Origin of the sequence: Candidatus Palauibacter scopulicola (assembly GCF_947581915.1) — a bacterium.
In the GTDB taxonomy this organism is placed as follows: Bacteria; Gemmatimonadota; Gemmatimonadetes; order Palauibacterales; family Palauibacteraceae; genus Palauibacter; species Palauibacter scopulicola.
On the sequence record NZ_CANPWG010000065.1, the window covers coordinates 167,154 to 186,945 of the forward strand.

The following is a 19,792-nucleotide window of genomic DNA, read 5'->3' on the forward strand; positions in this document are numbered from 1 at the left end:
GGTTGGCCCCGCGCGGGAACTTGATTCCCTATGCCCGACGACACGAACCCTCAGACCGACGTCCCCGAGACCGACACCCCCGAGGAGATGGAAGCGGTGACGGAAGTCGCCGACTCCGCTCCGGACGACGCGGAGGTCGCCGTTGCGGCCCCGGTCGCCTTCGAGCCGAGTGCCATCGACCTGGATCTCGACGCCGACCCCCGGGACGACTCGCAGCACGACCAGGCGGAGTACGCCGAACTCTACGCGCTCTACGAGGACACGCTCAGCCGCATCACGGAAGGCGAGATCGTCTCGGCGCAGGTCATCGGAAAGACCGAGACGGACATCATCCTCGACGTCGGCTTCAAGTCCGAAGGGGCCGTCCCGCTCGAAGAGTTCTCGGATCCGGACGAAGTTCAACTGGGCGACTCCGTCGATGTTCTCCTCGAGAGCCTCGAGGATGAGGAAGGCGTCGTCGTCCTGTCGAAGAAGAAGGCGGATTTCCTCCGCGTCTGGGAGAAGATCAAGGATGCCTTCGACAACGACCGACCCGTGCAGGGGCGCATCAAGCGGAAGATCAAGGGTGGCGTGACGGTCGACCTCATGGGGGTCGACGCTTTCCTCCCGGGGTCGCAGATCGCGCTTCGCCGCGTGCCCAACGTCGACGACCTGCTGGGCGACGAGTACGACTTCAAGATCCTCAAGCTCAACAAGCGCCGCCGGAACATCGTGGTGAGCCGTCGCGTCCTTCTCGAGGAGGAGCGGGCAGGGAAGCGCGAGGAGCTGAAGAAGGAGCTGTCGGTGGGCGATGTGCGCCCCGGGATCGTCAAGAACATCACGGACTTCGGCGCTTTCATCGACCTGGGCGGCATGGACGGCCTCCTCCACATCACCGACATGTCCTGGGGGCGCATCGGCCATCCCTCGGAAGTCTGCGAGATCGGCCAGTCGCTCGAGATCAAGATCCTCGACATCGACTGGGATCGGGAGAGAATCTCGCTCGGTCTGAAGCAGCTTCAGGAGTACCCCTGGAAGAACGTGGCCGAGAAATACCCGGTCGGAATACGCGTGCTGGGCCGCGTCGTCTCGATCACGAACTACGGCGCCTTCATCGAACTCGAGCGCGGGATCGAGGGTCTCGTCCACATCTCCGAGATGTCGTGGACCCGCAACGTCCGCCATCCTTCGCAACTGGTGGGCATCAACGACAAGGTCGAATGCGTCGTGCTGCGCGTCGATGAGGAGGCGCAGAAGATCTCGCTCGGGATGAAGCAGGTGGAGGAGGACCCGTGGCTGGCGCTCCCGGCGCAGTACCCGCCGGGGACGAAGATCCGCGGACTCGTGCGCAACCTCACGTCCTTCGGGGCCTTCGTGGAGGTCGAGGCGGGCATCGACGGTCTCGTACATATCTCCGACATGAGCTGGACCCGGCGGGTGCAGCATCCGGCGGAGGTGCTTCGCAAGGGGGAGGAGGTCGATGTCGTCGTGCTATCGATCGATCCCGACCAGAAGCGGATCTCCCTCGGTTTGAAGCAGGTGCAGGAAGACCCCTGGTATCAGCTCGCGCAGGCTTACCAGCCGGGACGGGAGGTGGCCGGCTCGATCACGCGGTTGCTCGAGAAGGGCGTCGTCGTGGACCTCGGGAGCGATCTCGAAGGGTTCGTGCCGATCTCGCAACTCGGTGTGGAAGCGCCGATCGCCGAGCCCGCCGACCACTTCGACGAGGGTCATCGGTTGGATCTGCGCGTACTCGAGACGGATCCGATCAACCGCCGCATCGTCCTCGCCGTCGTGGACGCGCCCGATGTTCCGTACGACGCCGAGGAGGTGGAGTACGAGAACATGGCGGCGTCGAAGTCCGGTTCCGCGGCGGACGACACGGACGAGGGGGAGCAGTCCGATTCCGGTGGTGAGGCAGGGGAGTAGCCCCTTCCACGAGCGGCGAAGAGCGGCGCAGAGGCGCGTAGCCCTCGGCTGCGGCGCCGTTCTGGTCGCGGCCGCCGGTTGTGCGTTCATCGCCGGCAACCCACCCATCGAGACCGCCGCGCCGAACGCGGTCGATGCGGAGGGAGCGGCAGCCGCGCTCCGACTCGCCGAGGCGGACTACGAGCAGGGGCGATTCGCCGAGGCCGCGGCGCGCGCGGATTCCCTCGACGCCGCATGGCGTGAGGTCGAACCTCTTCGCCCCCTCGCGGACCGCGCCCTCTCCGTGGCGGGCCGGGCGCTGGAGGCGCAGAGGCTCCCGCGGGCCGCGGCGGATCGCTATGGCCTCCTCCTCGCGCGGGCGCCTGCCGACCCACTGGAAACGGCCACCCTGGAGCGACTGGTTCGGGTCCTCTCGGACACGAGTCGCGAGGCGGAGGCGGTCGCCGCGATCCTCTCCACGCCCCGAGGGCCCGAGACGGTCGGCGCCGAGGAGCTTCGCCGGTTGACCTCCGCCCTCACGGTCGCGGAATTGCGTCCCTTGACGGAGACCTTCCCGCCGGAGACCGCCGCGGCCGCGATCGTTCATGCCCACCTTGCCCGCCTTCTCGTCATCGAGAGGGAGGCGGATGAGGCGAGGCGTCTGGCCGCCCGCATCCTCGAGGGGCAACCCGCGGAACGCGAACGGACCACGGCGGAGATGATCGCGGGAACGGAGGCGGATCTCGGCAGCGGAAACGCGCGCATCGGCGCGATCCTCCCGCTCACGGGCGACCTCTCGGAGGTGGGCCACGTCCTGCGCGAGGGAATCGAACTCGCCGTCGAGCGGTATCGCGACGGGCGCCCGTCCGGCTTCGACGTCGAGCTCATCGTCCTCGATGACGAATCGGATCCGGAGAACACGGCGGGCCTCGTGCGGTCGCTCGAAGGACGGGACGTGATCGCGATCGTGGGTCCCCTGCGCTCCGAGCCCTTCGCGGCGGCCGCACGGGCGCGCCGGAATCCGAGGCTGCCGATCATCAGCCCCACGGCGACGGAGGTGCTGAACCCCGCGCCGGCGACCTACTCCCTCTACGACGCGGGCACGCGCGCCTCGGATGTGGCGGAGGAACTGGCGCGCTGGACGCTGGAGGAACTGCGGCTCCGGCGGGTCGCCGTCCTCGAGCCGGATGGGGTCGGACTCGGTGGAGCCGTGGGCGCTTTCACCCGAACGATCCGGGAGTACGGCGGCCTGCTCGTCGGTCACGAACGGTACGATCCCGGACTCACGACCTTCCAGGAGCCCATCGAGGCCGTCGCGGCCTCGGAGCCGGACGTCGTCTTCGCCCCGGCGGCGTCCGCATCCGGCGTTCTCGCCGTGGCGCCTCAGCTGTTCTATTACGGGCTCTACAACGTGATCGTCGTGGGGAGCGAAGCCTGGGCCGAACCGGCCGTGTTGCGGCGCCTCGAACGCTTCGCGACGGACCATCGGGTGATCGGTCTTGTCACCGATCGCGTCAACCCGGGTACGCCGTGGCAGCGATTTGTCACGGACTATGAGAGACGATATCGAAAAACGTTGCGGGACAACATTATGCCGGCTCTGGCGCACGACGCGACGCTTCTCGTGCTCTCCGCGCTCGACGGTGCGAGGCTGCCGATCCCGGCCGCGCTCGCCGCATACCTCGAGTCGGGGCCGGAAATCGAGGGTGTGACGGGCCGCCTGCGTCCCGAAGCCGAGCGATCCGTCGTGCGGCGCTCCACGGAGGTCCGCATGCTGGTCGACGGCGCACCCGTGGAGGCGGACACGGAGGAGCTTCTCGCCTGGCTGGCGGAGGTGCGGGCGGCGCCGTCTCCCTTTGCTCCGCGCGACTCGCTGCGCGTGGACACCCTGCGCACGGAGGCGCGCCGCCGGGCGGGAGCGATGAGCATCCCATGAGCATGCGCGAGAAGCTGGCCGACCTCGAGGCCCGATCCGAGCGCGCAGCCCACGGAGATCCGGACCGGCTCGCCCGCCAGCATGAGCGCGGCAAGCTGGGCGCCCGGGAGCGCCTCGAGATCCTCCTCGACGAGGGGAGCTTCGTGGAGTTCGACCGCTTCGTCGAGCACCGCTGCACGGACTTCGGGTTGGGGGACCGGCGCATCCCCGGCGACGGCGTCATCACGGGCTACGGCCGCATCGACGGACGTATCGTCTACGTGTTCAGCCAGGACTTCACGGTCTTCGGGGGGTCGCTGTCGGAGGCGCACGCCGGCAAGATCGTGAAGGTGCTGGACCTCGCGACGCGGAACGGCGCCCCCTTCATCGGCATCAACGACTCGGGCGGCGCACGGATCCAGGAGGGGGTCGCCTCTCTCGGCGGCTACGCGGACATCTTCCTCCGGAATACGCTGGCCTCGGGCGTGATCCCGCAACTGAGCGCGATCCTGGGGCCGTGTTCCGGAGGGGCGGTCTACAGCCCCGCCATTACGGACTTCGTGTTCATGGTGGACGGGGTGAGCCACATGTTCATCACGGGCCCCGGCGTCGTGAAGACCGTGACGCACGAGGACGTGACGTTCGACGAACTCGGCGGCGCGGCCGTACACGCGAGCCGGTCCGGCGTGGCGCACTTCCGTTCGGCGACCGAAGTCGAGGCGCTCGGCGCCGTACGTCGCCTTTTGTCGTATCTGCCCCCGAACAATCAGGAGACGCCGCCGTGGCGGGAGACGACGGATCCGCCGGACCGGGCCGACGAGGCACTTCTCGAGATCGTGCCGGACGACCCGAAGCTTCCGTACGACATGCTGGACATCATCCGCCGGGTCGTCGACACGGGAAGCCTGATGGAAGTCCACGAGGATTACGCCCGCAACATCATCACCGGCTTCGCCCGGCTCGGCGGCAACGCCGTGGGCATCATCGGCAACCAGCCCGCGGTCCTCGCCGGCGTCCTGGACAGCGATGCGAGCATCAAGGCCGCGCGTTTCGTCCGCTTCTGCGACGCGTTCAACGTTCCGCTCGTGACCTTCGAGGATGTTCCCGGCTTTCTCCCGGGGCTGCGGGAAGAGCACGAGGGCATCATCCGGAACGGCGCGAAACTCCTGTTCGCCTACTGCGAGGCGACCGTGCCGAAGCTCACGGTCATCACCCGCAAGGCATACGGGGGCGCGTACGACGTCATGTCGTCGAAGCACATCCGCGGCGACCTCAATCTCGCGTGGCCCAGCGCGGAGATCGCGGTGATGGGCGCGAAGGGTGCGGTGGAGGTCCTGTTCCGGCGCGAGATCGCCGCGGCCGAGGACCCGGTGGCGCGCACGGCGGAACTCGAAGCGGAGTATCGGGCGAAGTTCGCCAACCCCTACCTGGCGGCCGAGCGCGGGTTCATCGACGACGTGATCGACCCCCGCGAGACGCGGGCGCGCCTCGTGTCCGGGCTCGAGGCCATGGCCGGGAAGCGCGACCGGAACCCCCCCAGGAAGCACGGCAACATCCCGCTGTGACCCCTTTCGAGGCCGGATGTTCGACAAGGTCCTGATCGCGAACCGCGGCGAGATCGCGGTTCGGGTCATCCGCGCGTGCCACGAGGAGGGCCTGGGAACGGTCGCCGTCTACTCCGACGCGGACCGCCAGGCTCCCCACGTGCTTCTTGCAGGCGAGGCGGTCCGGATCGGCGGGGCCGCCGCCGTGGAGAGCTACCTTTCGATCGACCGCCTCGTCGCCGCCGCGGAGGAGACGGGGGCGGGCGCGGTCCACCCGGGGTACGGCTTTCTGGCCGAGAACGCCGACTTCGCGCGTGCCGTCGAGGCCGCCGGGCTCGTCCATGTCGGACCTCCCGCCGAGGCGATCGAAATCATGGGGGACAAGACGCGGGCCCGGGCGCGGATGGTCGAGGCCGGAGTCCCCGTCATCCCGGGCAGCGACCCACTCGCTTCGGCGCGGGACGCCGTCCGCGAGGCGGGCAGGATCGGATTTCCCGTCCTGCTGAAGGCGGCGGCGGGAGGGGGCGGCAAGGGCATGCACGTCGTCTCGGACGCGGAGGAGATCGCCGGGGCGTTCGGGCGTGCGACGCGGGAAGCGCGGGCCGCCTTCGGTGACGGACGGGTGTTCGCGGAGCGCTTCCTGCGTGCCCCCCGGCACATCGAGATCCAGGTGCTCGCCGACGACGAGCGGACAGTGGACTTCGGCGAGCGGGAGTGTTCGATCCAGCGGCGGCACCAGAAACTGATCGAGGAGGCGCCGTCCACGGCGATCGGCGACGCCCTCCGGCGCCGGATGGCGGAGGTCGCCGTCCGGGCGGCCGAGGCGGTCGGCTACCGAAGCGCCGGTACGGTCGAGTTCCTGGTCGAGGGAAGGGAGTTCTTCTTCCTCGAGATGAACACCCGGATTCAGGTCGAGCACCCCGTGACGGAGCTGGTCACCGGCGTGGACCTCGTCCGGCAGCAACTGCGCGTCGCCCGAGGGCTTCCGCTGCTCGGAGGCGGAGCGCCGCCCGCGGCGCGCGGACACGCGATCGAATGCCGGATCAACGCGGAGGATCCCACCGCAGGTTTCGTCCCGTCGACCGGGCGGATCGACCGGCTCGAAGTCCCGACGGGGCCGGGCGTGCGCTGGGACGGCGGGATCCGCAACGGGTCGGAGGTCGGCCCGCACTACGACTCGCTGCTCGGCAAGCTCGTCGTCCACGCCTCGGATCGGGAGGCGGCGATCCGGCGCATGCGGTCCGCGCTCGAGGGGCTCGTCATCGGCGGCGTCGAGACGACTGTCCCGTGGCACCTCGCCGTGATGGACGAACCCGACTACCGGATGAACGACCTCTCCATCCGATACGTGGAAGAACACCCCGGACTCGGTGAGACCGCGGATCCCGAACTGCGCGATGTGGCGATGGCGGCCGCCGTGCTCCTCACGGATCGCGAGCGGCCACGGGTCGTTTCCGGCGGTGCGCGGCGCCCCCGCGGCGAAGGGAACGGGCTGTCGGCCTGGGTGCGGGCGGGTCGGGAGTGGTGAAGCGATTGTGAAGTACTACGTCGAGGTGGGCGGCGGGAACTTCGAGGTCGAACGGCTGGCCTCCGGACTGCGCCTCAACGGCGCGAAACGGGAAGCCGGGTTCGAGTGGCTGGCGAACGGCGAGGTCCAGCTCACCCTGGACGGCGCGAACCATCGCGTGTTCGCGCGCCGGACTCCCGGGGGCTGGCGGCTGACCGTGCGCGGCCGGACGTTCGACGTCAAGGTGGAGGATGAACGCACCCGGGCCCTCCGTGCGCTGGCCGACCGGAGCGCGGGGGGGCGGGGACCGCGGGAGTTGCGCGCTCCGATGCCCGGGCTCGTCACGCGCGTCGTCGCGGAAGCCGGGCAGCGCGTGGACGCGGGCGATGGGCTGGTCGTGATCGAAGCCATGAAGATGGAGAACGAACTGCGGGCCCGGGAACCGGGAACCGTGGCCGGGATCGCGGTTCGCCCCGGCGATGTCGTGGAGCGCGACCAGGTGCTCGTGACGCTCGAAGCGGAGACGTCATGAGCGAGCGGCGTCGGGTCTTTTCCACGACGAGCGGCATCGAGGTCGATCCCGTCTACCGCGCGGGCGATGCGAGCCGGGATTCGGCGCCGCCCGGCGAGTTCCCCTACACGCGCGGCGTATACCCCACCATGTACCGGGGGCGGTTGTGGACGATGCGCCAATACGCCGGCTTCGGGACGGCCGCGTCGACGAACGCGCGTTTCCGTTACCTGCTCGACTCCGGGCAGACAGGTCTTTCCGTCGCCTTCGACCTTCCGACCCAGATGGGGTACGACTCCGACGACGCCAGGGTGCGAGGGGAAGTCGGACGGGTCGGCGTGGCGATCGATTCGATCGAGGACATGCACCGCCTGTTCGAGGGGATCCCGCTCGAGCGCGTATCGACGGCCATGACGATCAACGCCACCGCCCCGGTGCTGCTCGCCATGTACGCGGGGGTGGCCCGGGAACGGGGAGTCGACCCGGCGGTCCTCCGGGGCACGGTCCAGAACGACGTGCTGAAGGAGTTCATCGCGCGGGGGACGTACATCTACCCGGTGGAGCCCAGCGTTCGGTACGTGACGGACGTGTTCGACTTCTGCGCCCGCGAGATGCCGCGCTGGCGTTCGATCTCCATCAGCGGGTACCACATCCGCGAGGCCGGCGCGACGGCGGCCCAGGAGCTGGCCTTCACGATCGCCAACGGGCTCGAATACGTGCGCCGCGCCATCGAGCGAGGGCTGGAAATCGACGACTTCGCTCCGGGGCTCAGCTTTTTCTTCTCGGCCGACCGGTTGTTCTTCGAGGAGGTGGCCAAGTTCCGCGCGGCCCGCCGTATGTGGGCCCGGCTCATGCGGGACCGGTTCGGAGCCTCGGAGGCGAGTTGCCGGCTGAAGTTCCACACCCAGACGTCCGGGGCCGCGCTGACGGCCCAGCAGCCGTTGAACAACGTGGTGCGCGTCGCGGTCCAGGCGCTCTCCGCCGTCCTCGGGGGCACGCAGTCGCTGCACACGAACAGCTACGATGAAGCCTTGTCGCTCCCCGACGCGGATGCCGCGCGGCTCGCGCTCCGCACGCAGCAGGTTCTGGCGGCCGAGACGGGTGTGGGGGACACCGTCGACCCCCTGGGGGGCTCCTGGTTCGTGGAGTCGCTCACGGACGACCTCGAGGCGCGCGCGGCGGAGTACCTCGCGCGCCTTGAGGAACTGGGCGGTCCGGTGCAGGCGATCGAGTACATGCGGGAGGAGATCCACCTCGCCGCCCGCCGGCACCAGGAGGCCGTCGAGAGCGGTGAACTCGAGGTTGTCGGCGTGAACGTGCACGCGGATGCCGAACCGGTCGAGATGCCGAAGGCGCCGGACTTCGCCCGCCTGGCGGAGGAGCAGCGCCGACGGCTCTCGCGGCTCAGGGCGGAGAGGGACGGCGCGAACGTGGAAGCTTCGCTGGGGGAGATCCGGCGAGCGGCGGCCGGAGATGCTAACCTCCTGCCCGTACTGATCGACGCCGTCCGGCGCCGCGTGACTCTGGGTGAGATCAGCCACGCGTTGCGCGACGTGTGGGGGGAATACCGTCCCGGCTAGCAGTCCGCGGCAAGACCCTGCGGGCATGCCGGGCGTTCCACGATGGACCCGGGGGCACGAGTGCCAACGTACGAGTACAGATGTCGCGGTTGCCGACACGATTTCGAGCGCTTCCAGCGCATGTCGGACGCGGCGATCCGCGTCTGCCCGTCGTGCGGGGAAGAGCAGGTGGAGCGCCTCATCTCGACCGGAGGCGGGATCGTCTTCAAGGGGTCCGGCTTCTACGCCACCGACTATCGGCAGCCGGCAGCCGATGGCGGCACGTCCGACGCGGCGAAGGCGTCGGACGGAGACTCGTCCCCGTCGCGGGACGGCCCCTCGGCCGCGTCCGAACCCACTCCATCCGGGTCATCGAAGGGCGGCTCCGGCTCTTGACGGGTGATGCCGGGCCGGCCCGGCTCGCCGAGGCGCTCGAATCCGCCCTTTCCGCCGCCGGGGCTCCGGAGGGCTTCTCTCCGGCGCTGGAGCGGCCGCGGGATCCGACGCACGGAGACTGGGCGTCCAACGCGGCGCTCGTGCTCGCGAAGAGCCTGGGCCAGCCTCCCCGGGCGCTTGCGGCGCGCGTCTGCGAACTGATCGACTCCGAGGCCGCCGGCATCGCGGCCGTGGAAGTCGCGGGCCCTGGATTCCTGAACTTCCGGCTCTCCGATCGATCCATCTGGCGTAGACTGGCGGGGGTCATCGAGGCTGGCCGCGATTGGGGGCGGACGCGGGCCTCGCCCGTGCTCCGCGTCAACGTGGAGTTCGTCTCCGCCAATCCGACGGGGCCGCTGCATGTGGCCCACGGTCGTGGCGCGGCGCTCGGCGACGCGGTCGCGTCGCTGCTGGAGTGGGCCGGACACGAGGTGACGCGCGAGTTCTACGTGAACGACGCCGGACGGCAGATCGAACTGCTCGGCGAATCCGTCGAGGCACGCTACGAGGAAACGGCGGGCCGGCCCGCGGCCATCCCCGAAGGCGGATACCACGGCGAGTACGTCCGCGACGTGGCGCTGGCGGTTCGGGACGCCGCCGGCCCCGGGGTTCTCGCCTCCCTCTCCCCGGACGAGCGCCGCGCGCACTTCAGGCGCGAGGCCGTGCGCCTGCTCCGCGATGAGCAGGCGGAGGACCTGTCGCGGTTCGGCGTCCACATGGACCTGTACTATTCCGAACGGTCGCTCTACGAGTCCGGAGCCATCGACCGCCTCCTCGATGCGCTGGAGGCCGGCGGCCTGATCTACCGCTCGCAGGGGGCGACCTGGCTTCGGACTTCGAGCCTCGGCGACGAGAAGGACCGGGTCCTCATCAAGAGCGACGGCTCCTTCACCTACTTCCTGCCGGACCTCGCCTATCACCTCGACAAGGCGAGGCGCGGCTTCGAACTCGCGATCGATGTCTGGGGTGCGGATCACCAGGGCCACGAGAAGCGGATGCTGGCGGCCCTGCGCGGGCTGTCGTACCCGGAGCTGCTCGAGGTCCTCATCATCCAGCTTGTCACGGTTCTGCGCGACGGCAGGGAGGTCCGGATGAGCAAGCGCGCGGGGCGCTTCGTGACGCTGGGCGAACTCGTCGACGAAACGGGCCCGGACGTGGCGCGATACTTTTTTCTCATGCGCCGGGCCGAGGTCCATCTCAACTTCGACCTCGATCTGGCTCTGGATACGTCGGACGCGAATCCGGTCTACAAGGTCCAGTATGCGCATGCGCGCATGTGCAGCGTGTTCCGCAGGGCCGGAATTGTTGCCGACGAGGTTCCGGCCGCGCTCGACGTCCCGGAGACCTTCGGTACCCCGGCCGAGCGCGAGGTCGCCCTGTCCGTCATGCGGCTTCCGGAGGTCATCGCGACGGCCGCGGCGGGCCGGGCTCCGCACCTGGTCTGCACCTACCTGGAGGAGACGGCGGGGCTCGTGAACGCCTGGTATCACCAGGGGAACCTGAACCCGGCGCAGCGAATCCTGGCGGATGTGCCGGAGCGGGCCGCGAGAATCCGGCTCGCGCGCGCGGTCCAGCTCACCCTGGGCAACGGGCTGCGGGCGCTCGGCCTCTCGGCTCCCGAGACCATGACCCGGGAGGACACGTGACGTACCGTGACCCCGAGGATGGCGGGGCCCCGGCGGCGCCGATCCTCGTCGTGGGCAGCGTCGCCCTCGATGAAATTTCGACCCCCGCCGGACACCGGGAGGGCGTGGTCGGCGGAACGGCGGTAAACTTCAGCGCCGCGGCCTCCCTGTTCGCGCCGGTTCAGCTCGTAGGGGTCATCGGGGACGATTATCCGACGGATGAGCTCGATTTCCTCCTCCGCCGGGGCGCGGATTTGTCGGGGCTCGAGCGGCGGCCCGGCCGCAGCTTCCGGTGGGGCGGCTTCTATCGCCGGGACATGAACACGAGGGAAACGACGTTCACCGAACTGGGCGTGTTCGCGGACTTCCATCCGACGATCCCCGAGGCGTTCCGAGGCGCGCCCTGGGCCTTTCTGGGCGCCATCGACCCCACCCTTCAGCTTGAGGTACTGGATCAGATCGAGTCGCCGGTGCTCGCGGCGTGTGACACGATGAACTACTGGATCGAGGGGACGCCGGAGCGTCTCGCCGAAGTCATCGAGAAGATCGACCTCATCACGCTGAACGACGAGGAGGCGAAACAGCTATCGGGCGAACACAACCTGGCCCGGGCCGCGCGCTGGATCCGGAACCGCGGCCCGCGGCACGTCGTGATCAAGAAGGGCGAGCACGGAGCCGTGCTGCTCACCGGCGACGGGTTCTTCCTCACGCCCGGCTTTCCGCTCGAAGACGTGGTCGACCCGACCGGTGCCGGCGATGCGTTCGCGGGCGGCCTGCTCGGATACCTGGCGCGCTGCGGTTCGATCACGGGACCGGCGTTGAGGCGGGCCGTGGTGTACGGCTGCGCGCTCGGGTCCTTCGCGTGCGAAGCCTTCGGCGCCGGCCGCATGGTGACGCTCACCATGGCCGAAGTGGAGGATCGGGTGCGAAGCTTTGGCGCGCTCACGAGATTCGATGTTCCAGCAGGGGCGTGACTGAGACATGAACGACGGATTGACGTACCGGGACGCCGGCGTGGACCTCGAGGCGGCCCGCGCGACCAAAGCCCGGATCTCCCGGCTCGTCCAGGGAACCCGGACGGATGCCGTGAGTTCGGACTTCGGTTCGTTCGGAGGACGGTTCCGGGCGACCCCGGGGCGGGAACTCGTGGCGAGCGCCGATGGCGTCGGGACGAAGCTGAAGATCGCCTTCATGGCGGACCGGCACGACACGGTGGGCGCCGATCTCGTGAATCACTGCGTGAACGACATCCTCGTCGAAGGGGCCCGGCCGCTCGTCTTCATGGACTACGTCGCCTGCGGTGTACTGGATCCGGATACCGTGACGAGCGTCGTGTCGGGACTCGCCGCTGCCTGTCGCGCGAACGGTTGCGCGCTGCTCGGGGGAGAGACCGCGGAGATGCCGGACTTCTACGCGCCTGGCGAATACGACCTCGCGGGGTTTGTGGTGGGCGAGATCGTCTACCCGGAGCTGTCACGCCGCGATCTCGAGCCTGGGGACCGTCTCATCGGGCTCGCGTCGAGCGGCATCCACACGAACGGCTACAGCTTCGTGCGCGCCCTCTTCCTCGACCGCCTCGGACTCGGGGCGCACGACCCCTTCCCGGGGGCCGAACGCTCCGTGTCGGACGTCCTCCTGCGTCCCCACCGGAGCTACCTGCCGATCCTCGAGCGCAGCCTCGAAGCGGGGCGCGTGCGGGCGCTTGCCCACATCACGGGCGGCGGAATCCCCGGGAATGTGGACCGGGTCATCGGACAGCATCTTGATGCGGTGGTGCGCACGGACCGTTGGCCGCGCCCGCACGAGTTCGACGTCATCGCGCGGGAGAGCGGGGCGGACGAGGCGGAACTCTTCTCCACCTTCAACATGGGGGTGGGGATGGTCGCGGTCGTGCGCGGGCGGGAGGCCGGACGGGTCCTCGAGGAGATCCGCGGCGCCGGGTGCGAGGCGTTCCTGTGCGGTGAGCTCGTTGCCGGCAGCGGCCGGGTGCACCTGGAGCACTCGTGACGGCGCGGGGATTCGACCCCATCTCCGGGGCCCCGCCGAGCCGCACCGAGGACCTGCGCCACATGCGCGAGGCGCTGGCCGTGGCGCCGCGCGGACAGGGCCGCGTGTCGCCCAATCCGCTCGTGGGCGCCGTCGTTGCCCGGGGCAACCAGGTTTTCGGCACGGGATGGCACGCGGAGTACGGCGGCGATCATGCGGAAGTGGTGGCGCTGCGCGAGGCCGGGTCGCGCGCGGCAGGCGCGACGCTGTACGTCACGCTCGAGCCGTGCCGCCACGAGGGGCAGACGCCGCCGTGCACGACCGCCATCATCCGCTCCGGCGTGCGCCGCGTCGTGATCGCCTGCCGGGACCCCAATCCCGAGGCGCGCCACGGGGCGGAAGAGCTGCGGCAGGCCGGCCTGGATGTCGAGATCGGGATCGAGGAGAACGCCGCGAAGCGGCTGAACGCGGCCTTCCTCTGGTTTCACCAGCGATGGGTGCCCTTCGCTTCGCTCAAGCTGGCGCTCTCCCTTGACGCGAAGCTCGGGGAGGAGAGCGTCCGCACGCCGGTGACCGGCATCCGGGCGCTGGACGAGGTCCACCGTCTCCGCTCCTGTCACGATGCGATCCTGATCGGCTCGAACACGATCGAGATCGACGATCCCCTGCTGACGGCCCGCGGAGAGGTCGTGCCGCGGGTGCCGCCGATACGGGCGGTCCTGGATACTACGCTCCGGCTCCGAACCTCGAGTCAGCTCGTGCGCACGGCCTCGCAGGCGCCGGTATGGGCCTTCGCCGACCCCGAGACGGACGGATTCGACGAGCGCGCAGGTCCGCTCCGCGATGCGGGCGTGGAGGTGATCGGAGTCCCGCGGAGCGGGGACCACAGGCTGGACCTGAGCGCGGTCTGGAACGAAATGGCGATCCGCGGCGTACTTTCGGTGCTCGTCGAGGGAGGGGGGCAGGTCGCCGCATCGTTGCTGCGCGACGGGCACATCCAGAGGATCCATGCCTTCATCGCCCCCATGTTCTACGGGCGGGACGGCGTACCGGCGTTTCCCGGTCTCGATCCGTCGACGCCCGGCGACTGGCTGCCCGTGCAGCGGGAGTCACTGGGACAGGACACGCATATCGTGTTCGAGCACCGCCAGCTCCAGGAAACCCTGGACAACCTCTGAGGGGCCCGACTCGTGTTCACCGGAATCATACGGGCGGTCGGCGAGGTCGCGGGCCGTGAGCGCCGGAAGACCGGACTCCGGCTGACGATCGCCCGCGTCCCCTTTATCGAACGGCTCCGGGACGGGGATTCGGTGTCGCTCGCGGGCGTGTGTACGACGGTCGTCGCTCTCGGAGAGGCGTCGTTCGATGTCGACGTCGTCGAGGCGACGCTGGAGCGGACGACGGTCGGGAGCTGGCGGGTCGGCGATCTCGTGAACCTCGAACCTGCGCTGTGCGCCGGGGACCCGCTCGGCGGGCACATGGTGCAGGGACACATCGATGGGGTGGGGACCGTGGCCGCGGCCAGGTGGGAAGCCGGGTCGGGTCGGCTCGAGATCGAACTCCCGGGCGGCCTCGAGAGGGTGACCGTGCCGCAGGGCTCCTTCGCGGTCGATGGCGTGAGTCTCACGGTCAACCGCCTGAGCGGGACCATCGCGCGTTTCGCCATCATCCCATATACATGGACCCACACGACCCTCGGGCGCCTCGTATCCGGCGCGAGCGTCAACCTCGAGGCGGACCTGATCGGCAAACACGTGGCGCGTGCCCTCCGACCGCACGCGGCCCCGGCGGACTCCTGAGACTTCGGCTGGCGGACATGCCCGCAGACACGGTGGAAGCGGCGATCGCGCGGATCCGCAGCGGCGGACTCGTGATCATCGCGGACGATGAGGATCGCGAGAACGAGGGGGACCTCGTCTGCGCGGCCGCGCTCGCGACGCCCGAGACGATCAACTTCATGGCCAGGCACGCGCGGGGCCTCATATGTCTCGCGATGCCCGACGAAATGGCCGATCGCCTCGATCTCCCGCTCATGACGGACGACCGGCTGGCGGACCCGAACAAGACGGCGTTCACCGTGTCGATCGATGCCCGCCAGGATTTCGGCGTGTCGACCGGGATCTCCGCGCAGGATCGTGCCCGGACGATCCGCGTCGCCGTGGATCCCCAGACCCGGCCCACGGACCTCATGCGCCCGGGCCACATCTTCCCGCTCCGCTCCCGGCCCGGCGGTGTGCTCCAGCGCGTGGGCCAGACGGAGGCTTCGGTCGATCTCGCCCGGCTCGCCGGGCTCACCCCGGCGGGTGTGATCTGCGAGATTCTGAACGAGGATGGGACGATGGCGCGCCGCCCGGATCTCGAGAAGTTCGCGGCGGAGTACGACCTCCCCTTCATCACGGTCGCCGCCCTCGTCTCCTACCGGTTGCGCACGGAGAGTCTCGTACGGCGCGTCGCCGAGGCGGATCTTCCCACGCCCTGGGGAGATTTCCGCATCGTCGGGTACGCGAACGAGGTGGATGGGCGCGAACACGTCGCGCTCGTGCGCGGCGACGTGGCGGGTGCGGAGGATGTCCCTGTGCGCGTTCACTCGCGTTGCCTGACGGGCGATGTGTTCCACTCCCACCGCTGCGATTGCGGCAGCCAGCTCGAGGCGGCGATGCGGATGGTCGTGGAGGCTGGTGCCGGGGTCATCGTCTATCTCGACCAGGAAGGGCGGGGGATCGGACTCCTGAACAAGCTCCGAGCCTACGAGCTGCAGGACGAGGGCCACGACACGGTCGAAGCGAACGAGGCGCTCGGTTTCCCGCCCGACCTGCGGAACTACGGAATCGGGGCCCAGATCCTCGTGGATCTCGGGTTGCGCTCGATCCGGGTCCTCACGAACAACCCGAAGAAACTCGCGGGGCTGGAGGGGTTCGGTCTCGTGATCCGCGACCGCCTGCCGCTCGAGTTCGGCGGGGTCGATGACCGGCTGGTCCGCTATCTCCGCACGAAGCGCGAGAAGCTGGGACACCTGACCGAATCCGCGTGAGAAGCGGGTCGGACACCCCTCGCGGCGACGGCCCCGACAGGTTCACCCGCGGGCGCCTGAAGGAGTACGAGGGCGCGGCTTCCGGAACCGGCCGGAGGGTCTGCATTCTCGTCAGCCGGTTCAACTCCCGGGTCACCGAACGTCTGCTGGAAGGCGCCGCGCGGGCGACCCTCGAATGCGGTGTCGCCGAGAAGGACGTCGATATCGTGTACGTCCCGGGCGCCTGGGAGCTGCCGCTCGCCGCGCAACGGGCCGTGACGCGCGGATACGCCGCCATCGTCGCCCTGGGCTGTGTGATTCGCGGGGAAACCGCGCACTTCGACCACGTAAGCCGGGCGGCCACGGACGGCCTCGCGAAGGTACAGCTCGACTCTGGCGTGCCGATCGGTCTCGGCGTCCTCACGCCGGACACGCTGGAGCAAGCGCTCGCGCGGGCCGGCGGCGAACTCGGAAACGCCGGCTCGGAGGCGGCGCGCGCGGCGCTACGCATGGCCGACCTCCACGAACGGCTGGGCGCGTGACGCCGGCCTCCCGGACGCACGTCCATTCGCGCGCGCGGAGCTGGGCGTTGAACCTCCTCTATGCGTGGGAGGTGGGCGGAAAGGGCACGCCGCTCGAACACGCGGCGCAGAGCCTCGTCCACCGCCGCATGTCCGACCGCTACCGCCCGCACGTCCGGCGCCTGCTCGAGACCGCGAGCCGCCACCTCGACGAGATCGACGCCACGATCGCCCATCACGCGTCGAACTGGCGGATCGAGCGCCTGCACGCCATCGACCGGAACATCCTGCGGATCGGGATCGCGGAGCTTCTGTGGTTCGAAGACGTACCGCCGAAGGTCGCGATTCACGAAGCTCTGAAGCTGGCCCGCCGGTATGGGAGTCCCGGCAGTCCGCGGTTTCTCAACGGCGTGCTCGACGCGGTGCTGAAGGCGCGGGAGGCCGGGTCCTGAGCGAACCCGTGGCGCGGCCGCTCCGGATCCTCCTCCTCAACTGGCAGGACCGGGAGAACCCCGAGGCCGGCGGCGCCGAGGTGCACCTCCACGAGATCTTCGGCCGGCTCGCGGCCCGGGGGCACCTCGTGCGGGCCGTCGTGAGCGGCTGGCCCGGCGCGGCCCCGTCCGCGACACTCGATTGCATCGACTTTCGGCGCGTCGGAAACCGGCACAGCTACGCATGGCGGGGGCGGCGGGCCGCGCGGGAGGTCGTGCACGACTTCGCCCCGGATATTCTCGTCGAGGACATCAACAAGATCCCGCTGTACTCCCCTCGGTGGGCCGGCGTCCCCGTCGTCGCCCTCGTTCCGCACCTGTTCGGGGCCACGGCTTACGCGGAGGCGTCGATCCCCGTCGCGACGGCGGTCTGGGCCGCGGAACGGGCGATCCCCCGCGTCTATCGCAACTGCCCCTTTCAGGCGATCTCGGAGAGCACCGCGCTCGATCTCACGAAGCGGGGCCTGCTCGCCCGCGACATCACGGTCATCCCGCCCGGCATCGATCACGACACCTATTGTCCGGACCCCGCGACGGAACGTGCGGAGGCGCCGACGCTGCTCTATGTGGGCCGCCTCAAGCGCTACAAGGGTCTCGATCTCCTGCTCGAAGCGCTGTCGCGGCTGAGCGGCCGGCTGCCCGACGCAAGGCTCGTCATCGCGGGGCGCGGTAGCGACGAACGCCGTCTCCGAAGGCTCGTGCGGGGCGCCGAGCTCTCGCACCGGGTACGCTTTCTGGGGTACATCTCCGAGGAGGAGAAGGTCGCCTGGCTGCGTCGGGCCTGGGCCGTGGTCTATCCCTCTCCGAAGGAAGGGTGGGGAATGACGAACGTGGAGGCCGCCGCGTGCGGCACGCCGGTGATCGCGAGCGACTCCCCGGGGCTGCGGGAGTCGGTGGCGGCGGGGGAGTCGGGAGTTCTCGCCCCGCATGGCAACGTCGCGGCGTGGGTGGCCGCGATCGACGAACTTCTCGGGCAGCCGTCGGTGCGCAAACAGCTCGGACGGGGCGGGATCGCCCACGCGGCTCGGTTCTCGTGGTCGCGTGCAGCGGATGAGACGGAAGCGCACCTTTACCAGTCACTCGAACCCCGATGAGGACCGATGCGAACCATCGTCACCGCGCGTAACGCCGATGTCTCGGACATCCGCGAGATCATCGAGACGCGCTTCACGAACCTGACCCGTTTCGAGCCGCGCGCGTCGAAGGCCGAGATCGTATTCACCGGAGAGAAGACGCAGGTGCGCGCGGCGGCCGTGGTCAGCGTCGACCGCGCCCGTCCCGTGCACGGGGAGGCGGCGGGCCCCGACCCGCGCACGGCGCTCGACCGGCTCGCGGACAAGCTGGGCAACCAGCTCCGCCGCAACCACGACCGGTACAACGAGCACTCGGCGCCGCCGATGGATGAGCTGTTCGGGAATCCCTTTGAAGCGGGCGGAGAAGCCGAGTGACCCTCACGGTCGCGTCGCTGCTTCGACGCAAGCGGGAAGCGTTTTCCCTCACGGTGGTGGCCGGCGAGTCCGGCCTCGAGCGCCGGATCGATGTCCCGGAGGTCTCGTCGCCGGGACTCGCGCTGGCGGGCTACCGCGAGCGCTTCGTGTCTCAGCGGGTCCTCATCTTCGGCGAAACGGAGATCGCCTATCTCCAGAGCCTCCGCGCCTCGCAACGCGCCGCCGCTCTCACGTTCGTGTTCGAGTCCGGCGTGCCCTGCGCGATCATTACGAAGAGCCAGGCGCCGCCTGAAGAACTCGTCTCCGCGGCGGAGGCGGCCGGCGTGGCGGTGCTGGAAACGCCTCTGAAGACGGGCGATTTCTACCGGAGACTGCAGCCCTATCTCGAGGAAGAGTTCGCGCCCCGGACTTCGCTCCACGGCTCCCTCGCCGATGTGTACGGGATCGGCCTCCTCTTCATCGGGCCGTCCGGCATCGGCAAGAGCGAATGCGTGCTCGATCTCGTGGAGCGGGGCCACCGCCTCGTCGCGGACGATCTCATCCTCGTGCACCGCCGCCAGAGCGACATTCTCCTCGGACGCGCGCACGAACACCAGCGCCATCACATGGAGATCCGGGGCGTCGGCATCATCGATGTGCGGGCCATGTTCGGGATCCGGGCCGTGCGCCAGCAGAAGCGGATCGAAGTCGTCGTCGAACTCGAGGTCTGGGGAGAGCGCGACGACTATGACCGAACCGGTCTCGAAGCGGAGGAGTGCGAGATCCTGGGCGTCAAGCTGCCGAAGGTCCGCATCCCGCTGAACCCGGGCAAGAACATCACGGTGATCGCCGAAGTCGTGGCCATGAACCATCTGCTGCGCTATTCCGGGGAGGACCCCGCGGCGGCCTTCGAGCGCGATCTCATCGAGCGCATGCGGCCGGTGCGCGACTACCTCGAGTCCGATGACGAATAGCCGGGTTCGCGGCGTCGTCGTGGCGCACGTGGAACTGGCTCATGCCCTCGTGTCCGCCGTCGAGGCCATCAGCGGCGTCAGCGGCGCGCTGCATGCCGTGAGCAACGAAGGCCTGGGGCCGGACGAACTCGCCGAAATCATCGGAGAGGCGGCGAAGGGCGCGGAGGCCATCCTTTTCGTGGACCTCGCGGGCGGCAGCTGCGGTCTGGCCAGCCTCCGGCATGTGCGGGAGAGCGGGGGCGGCGCGTGGATCACCGGCGTCAACCTTCCGATGCTGCTCGACTTCGTCTTTCACCGCGAAATGCCGCTCGAGGCGCTCGTCCCCCGCCTTCTCCGGAAGGGACGGGCCGGACAGCGCGCCCACCCGTCCCCGCCGTCCGGAACCGACTGAGCACGAACC

At 69.5% G+C, this 19,792-nt stretch carries 19 protein-coding genes; all 19 read left to right on the forward strand.

Translation table 11 applies throughout. The features are described 5' to 3' along the window. Window positions 1-30 precede the first annotated feature (30 nt). The 19 genes from RN743_RS13320 to RN743_RS13410 are packed head-to-tail and all read left to right on the forward strand — an operon-like array spanning window position 31 to window position 19,783. Window positions 31-1,908 (forward strand): 30S ribosomal protein S1, encoded by a 1,878-nt coding sequence (locus RN743_RS13320; RefSeq protein WP_310780516.1) that lies wholly within the window; start codon window positions 31-33, stop codon window positions 1,906-1,908. Further along, window positions 1,892-3,823: an ABC transporter substrate-binding protein gene (locus RN743_RS13325; protein ID WP_310780518.1), complete on the forward strand. Its 1,932-nt coding sequence runs from the start codon at window positions 1,892-1,894 to the stop codon at window positions 3,821-3,823. The genes RN743_RS13320 and RN743_RS13325 overlap by 17 nt, the downstream gene beginning before the upstream one ends. Window positions 3,824-3,825: 2 nt before the next feature. Then, a complete protein-coding gene (locus RN743_RS13330) occupies window positions 3,826-5,367 on the forward strand; it encodes an acyl-CoA carboxylase subunit beta (RefSeq protein WP_343219039.1) in 1,542 nt (513 codons plus the stop codon). A gap of 16 nt (window positions 5,368-5,383) precedes the next feature. After that, window positions 5,384-6,874, forward strand: a complete 1,491-nt coding sequence (locus tag RN743_RS13335; protein ID WP_310780522.1) for an acetyl-CoA carboxylase biotin carboxylase subunit — start codon at window positions 5,384-5,386, stop codon at window positions 6,872-6,874. A gap of 7 nt (window positions 6,875-6,881) precedes the next feature. Then, a complete protein-coding gene (locus RN743_RS13340; RefSeq protein WP_310780524.1) occupies window positions 6,882-7,385 on the forward strand; it encodes an acetyl-CoA carboxylase biotin carboxyl carrier protein subunit in 504 nt (167 codons plus the stop codon). Beyond that, window positions 7,382-8,944 carry a methylmalonyl-CoA mutase family protein gene (locus tag RN743_RS13345; protein ID WP_310780526.1) on the forward strand — a complete coding sequence of 521 codons (1,563 nt, stop codon included), beginning with the start codon at window positions 7,382-7,384 and terminating at the stop codon, window positions 8,942-8,944. The genes RN743_RS13340 and RN743_RS13345 overlap by 4 nt, the downstream gene beginning before the upstream one ends. Before the next feature lie 42 nt (window positions 8,945-8,986). Next, window positions 8,987-9,319 (forward strand): zinc ribbon domain-containing protein, encoded by a 333-nt coding sequence (locus tag RN743_RS13350; protein ID WP_310780529.1) that lies wholly within the window; start codon window positions 8,987-8,989, stop codon window positions 9,317-9,319. Further along, complete coding sequence (gene argS, locus RN743_RS13355) at window positions 9,316-11,004, forward strand: arginine--tRNA ligase (protein WP_310780531.1); 1,689 nt, start codon at window positions 9,316-9,318, stop codon at window positions 11,002-11,004. Before RN743_RS13350 ends, argS begins: the two co-directional genes overlap by 4 nt. After that, entirely contained in the window at window positions 11,001-11,957 is a 957-nt protein-coding gene (locus RN743_RS13360) for a PfkB family carbohydrate kinase (protein ID WP_310780533.1), read from the forward strand. Before argS ends, RN743_RS13360 begins: the two co-directional genes overlap by 4 nt. Window positions 11,958-11,964: 7 nt before the next feature. Further along, window positions 11,965-12,990 carry a phosphoribosylformylglycinamidine cyclo-ligase gene (purM, locus tag RN743_RS13365; protein WP_310780536.1) on the forward strand — a complete coding sequence of 342 codons (1,026 nt, stop codon included), beginning with the start codon at window positions 11,965-11,967 and terminating at the stop codon, window positions 12,988-12,990. Continuing rightward, window positions 12,987-14,147 (forward strand): bifunctional diaminohydroxyphosphoribosylaminopyrimidine deaminase/5-amino-6-(5-phosphoribosylamino)uracil reductase RibD, encoded by a 1,161-nt coding sequence (gene ribD / locus RN743_RS13370; RefSeq protein ID WP_310780538.1) that lies wholly within the window; start codon window positions 12,987-12,989, stop codon window positions 14,145-14,147. The genes purM and ribD overlap by 4 nt, the downstream gene beginning before the upstream one ends. 12 nt (window positions 14,148-14,159) lie before the next feature. Beyond that, entirely contained in the window at window positions 14,160-14,768 is a 609-nt protein-coding gene (locus tag RN743_RS13375; RefSeq protein WP_310780540.1) for a riboflavin synthase, read from the forward strand. A gap of 17 nt (window positions 14,769-14,785) precedes the next feature. Beyond that, entirely contained in the window at window positions 14,786-16,000 is a 1,215-nt protein-coding gene (locus tag RN743_RS13380; protein ID WP_310780542.1) for a bifunctional 3,4-dihydroxy-2-butanone-4-phosphate synthase/GTP cyclohydrolase II, read from the forward strand. 56 nt (window positions 16,001-16,056) lie between these two features. Next, window positions 16,057-16,521 (forward strand): 6,7-dimethyl-8-ribityllumazine synthase, encoded by a 465-nt coding sequence (ribH, locus tag RN743_RS13385; protein WP_343219040.1) that lies wholly within the window; start codon window positions 16,057-16,059, stop codon window positions 16,519-16,521. Next, window positions 16,518-16,952, forward strand: coding sequence for a transcription antitermination factor NusB (nusB, locus tag RN743_RS13390; protein WP_310780546.1), 435 nt, complete (start codon window positions 16,518-16,520; stop codon window positions 16,950-16,952). Before ribH ends, nusB begins: the two co-directional genes overlap by 4 nt. Window positions 16,953-16,960: 8 nt before the next feature. Further along, window positions 16,961-18,085: a glycosyltransferase family 4 protein gene (locus RN743_RS13395; protein ID WP_310780548.1), complete on the forward strand. Its 1,125-nt coding sequence runs from the start codon at window positions 16,961-16,963 to the stop codon at window positions 18,083-18,085. A 6-nt stretch (window positions 18,086-18,091) separates the two neighbouring features. Beyond that, complete coding sequence (locus tag RN743_RS13400; RefSeq protein ID WP_310780550.1) at window positions 18,092-18,439, forward strand: HPF/RaiA family ribosome-associated protein; 348 nt, start codon at window positions 18,092-18,094, stop codon at window positions 18,437-18,439. Next, entirely contained in the window at window positions 18,436-19,392 is a 957-nt protein-coding gene (gene hprK / locus RN743_RS13405; protein ID WP_310780551.1) for an HPr(Ser) kinase/phosphatase, read from the forward strand. The genes RN743_RS13400 and hprK overlap by 4 nt, the downstream gene beginning before the upstream one ends. Then, window positions 19,382-19,783, forward strand: coding sequence for a hypothetical protein (locus RN743_RS13410; RefSeq protein ID WP_310780554.1), 402 nt, complete (start codon window positions 19,382-19,384; stop codon window positions 19,781-19,783). Before hprK ends, RN743_RS13410 begins: the two co-directional genes overlap by 11 nt. The last annotated feature ends 9 nt before the right edge of the window (window positions 19,784-19,792 follow it).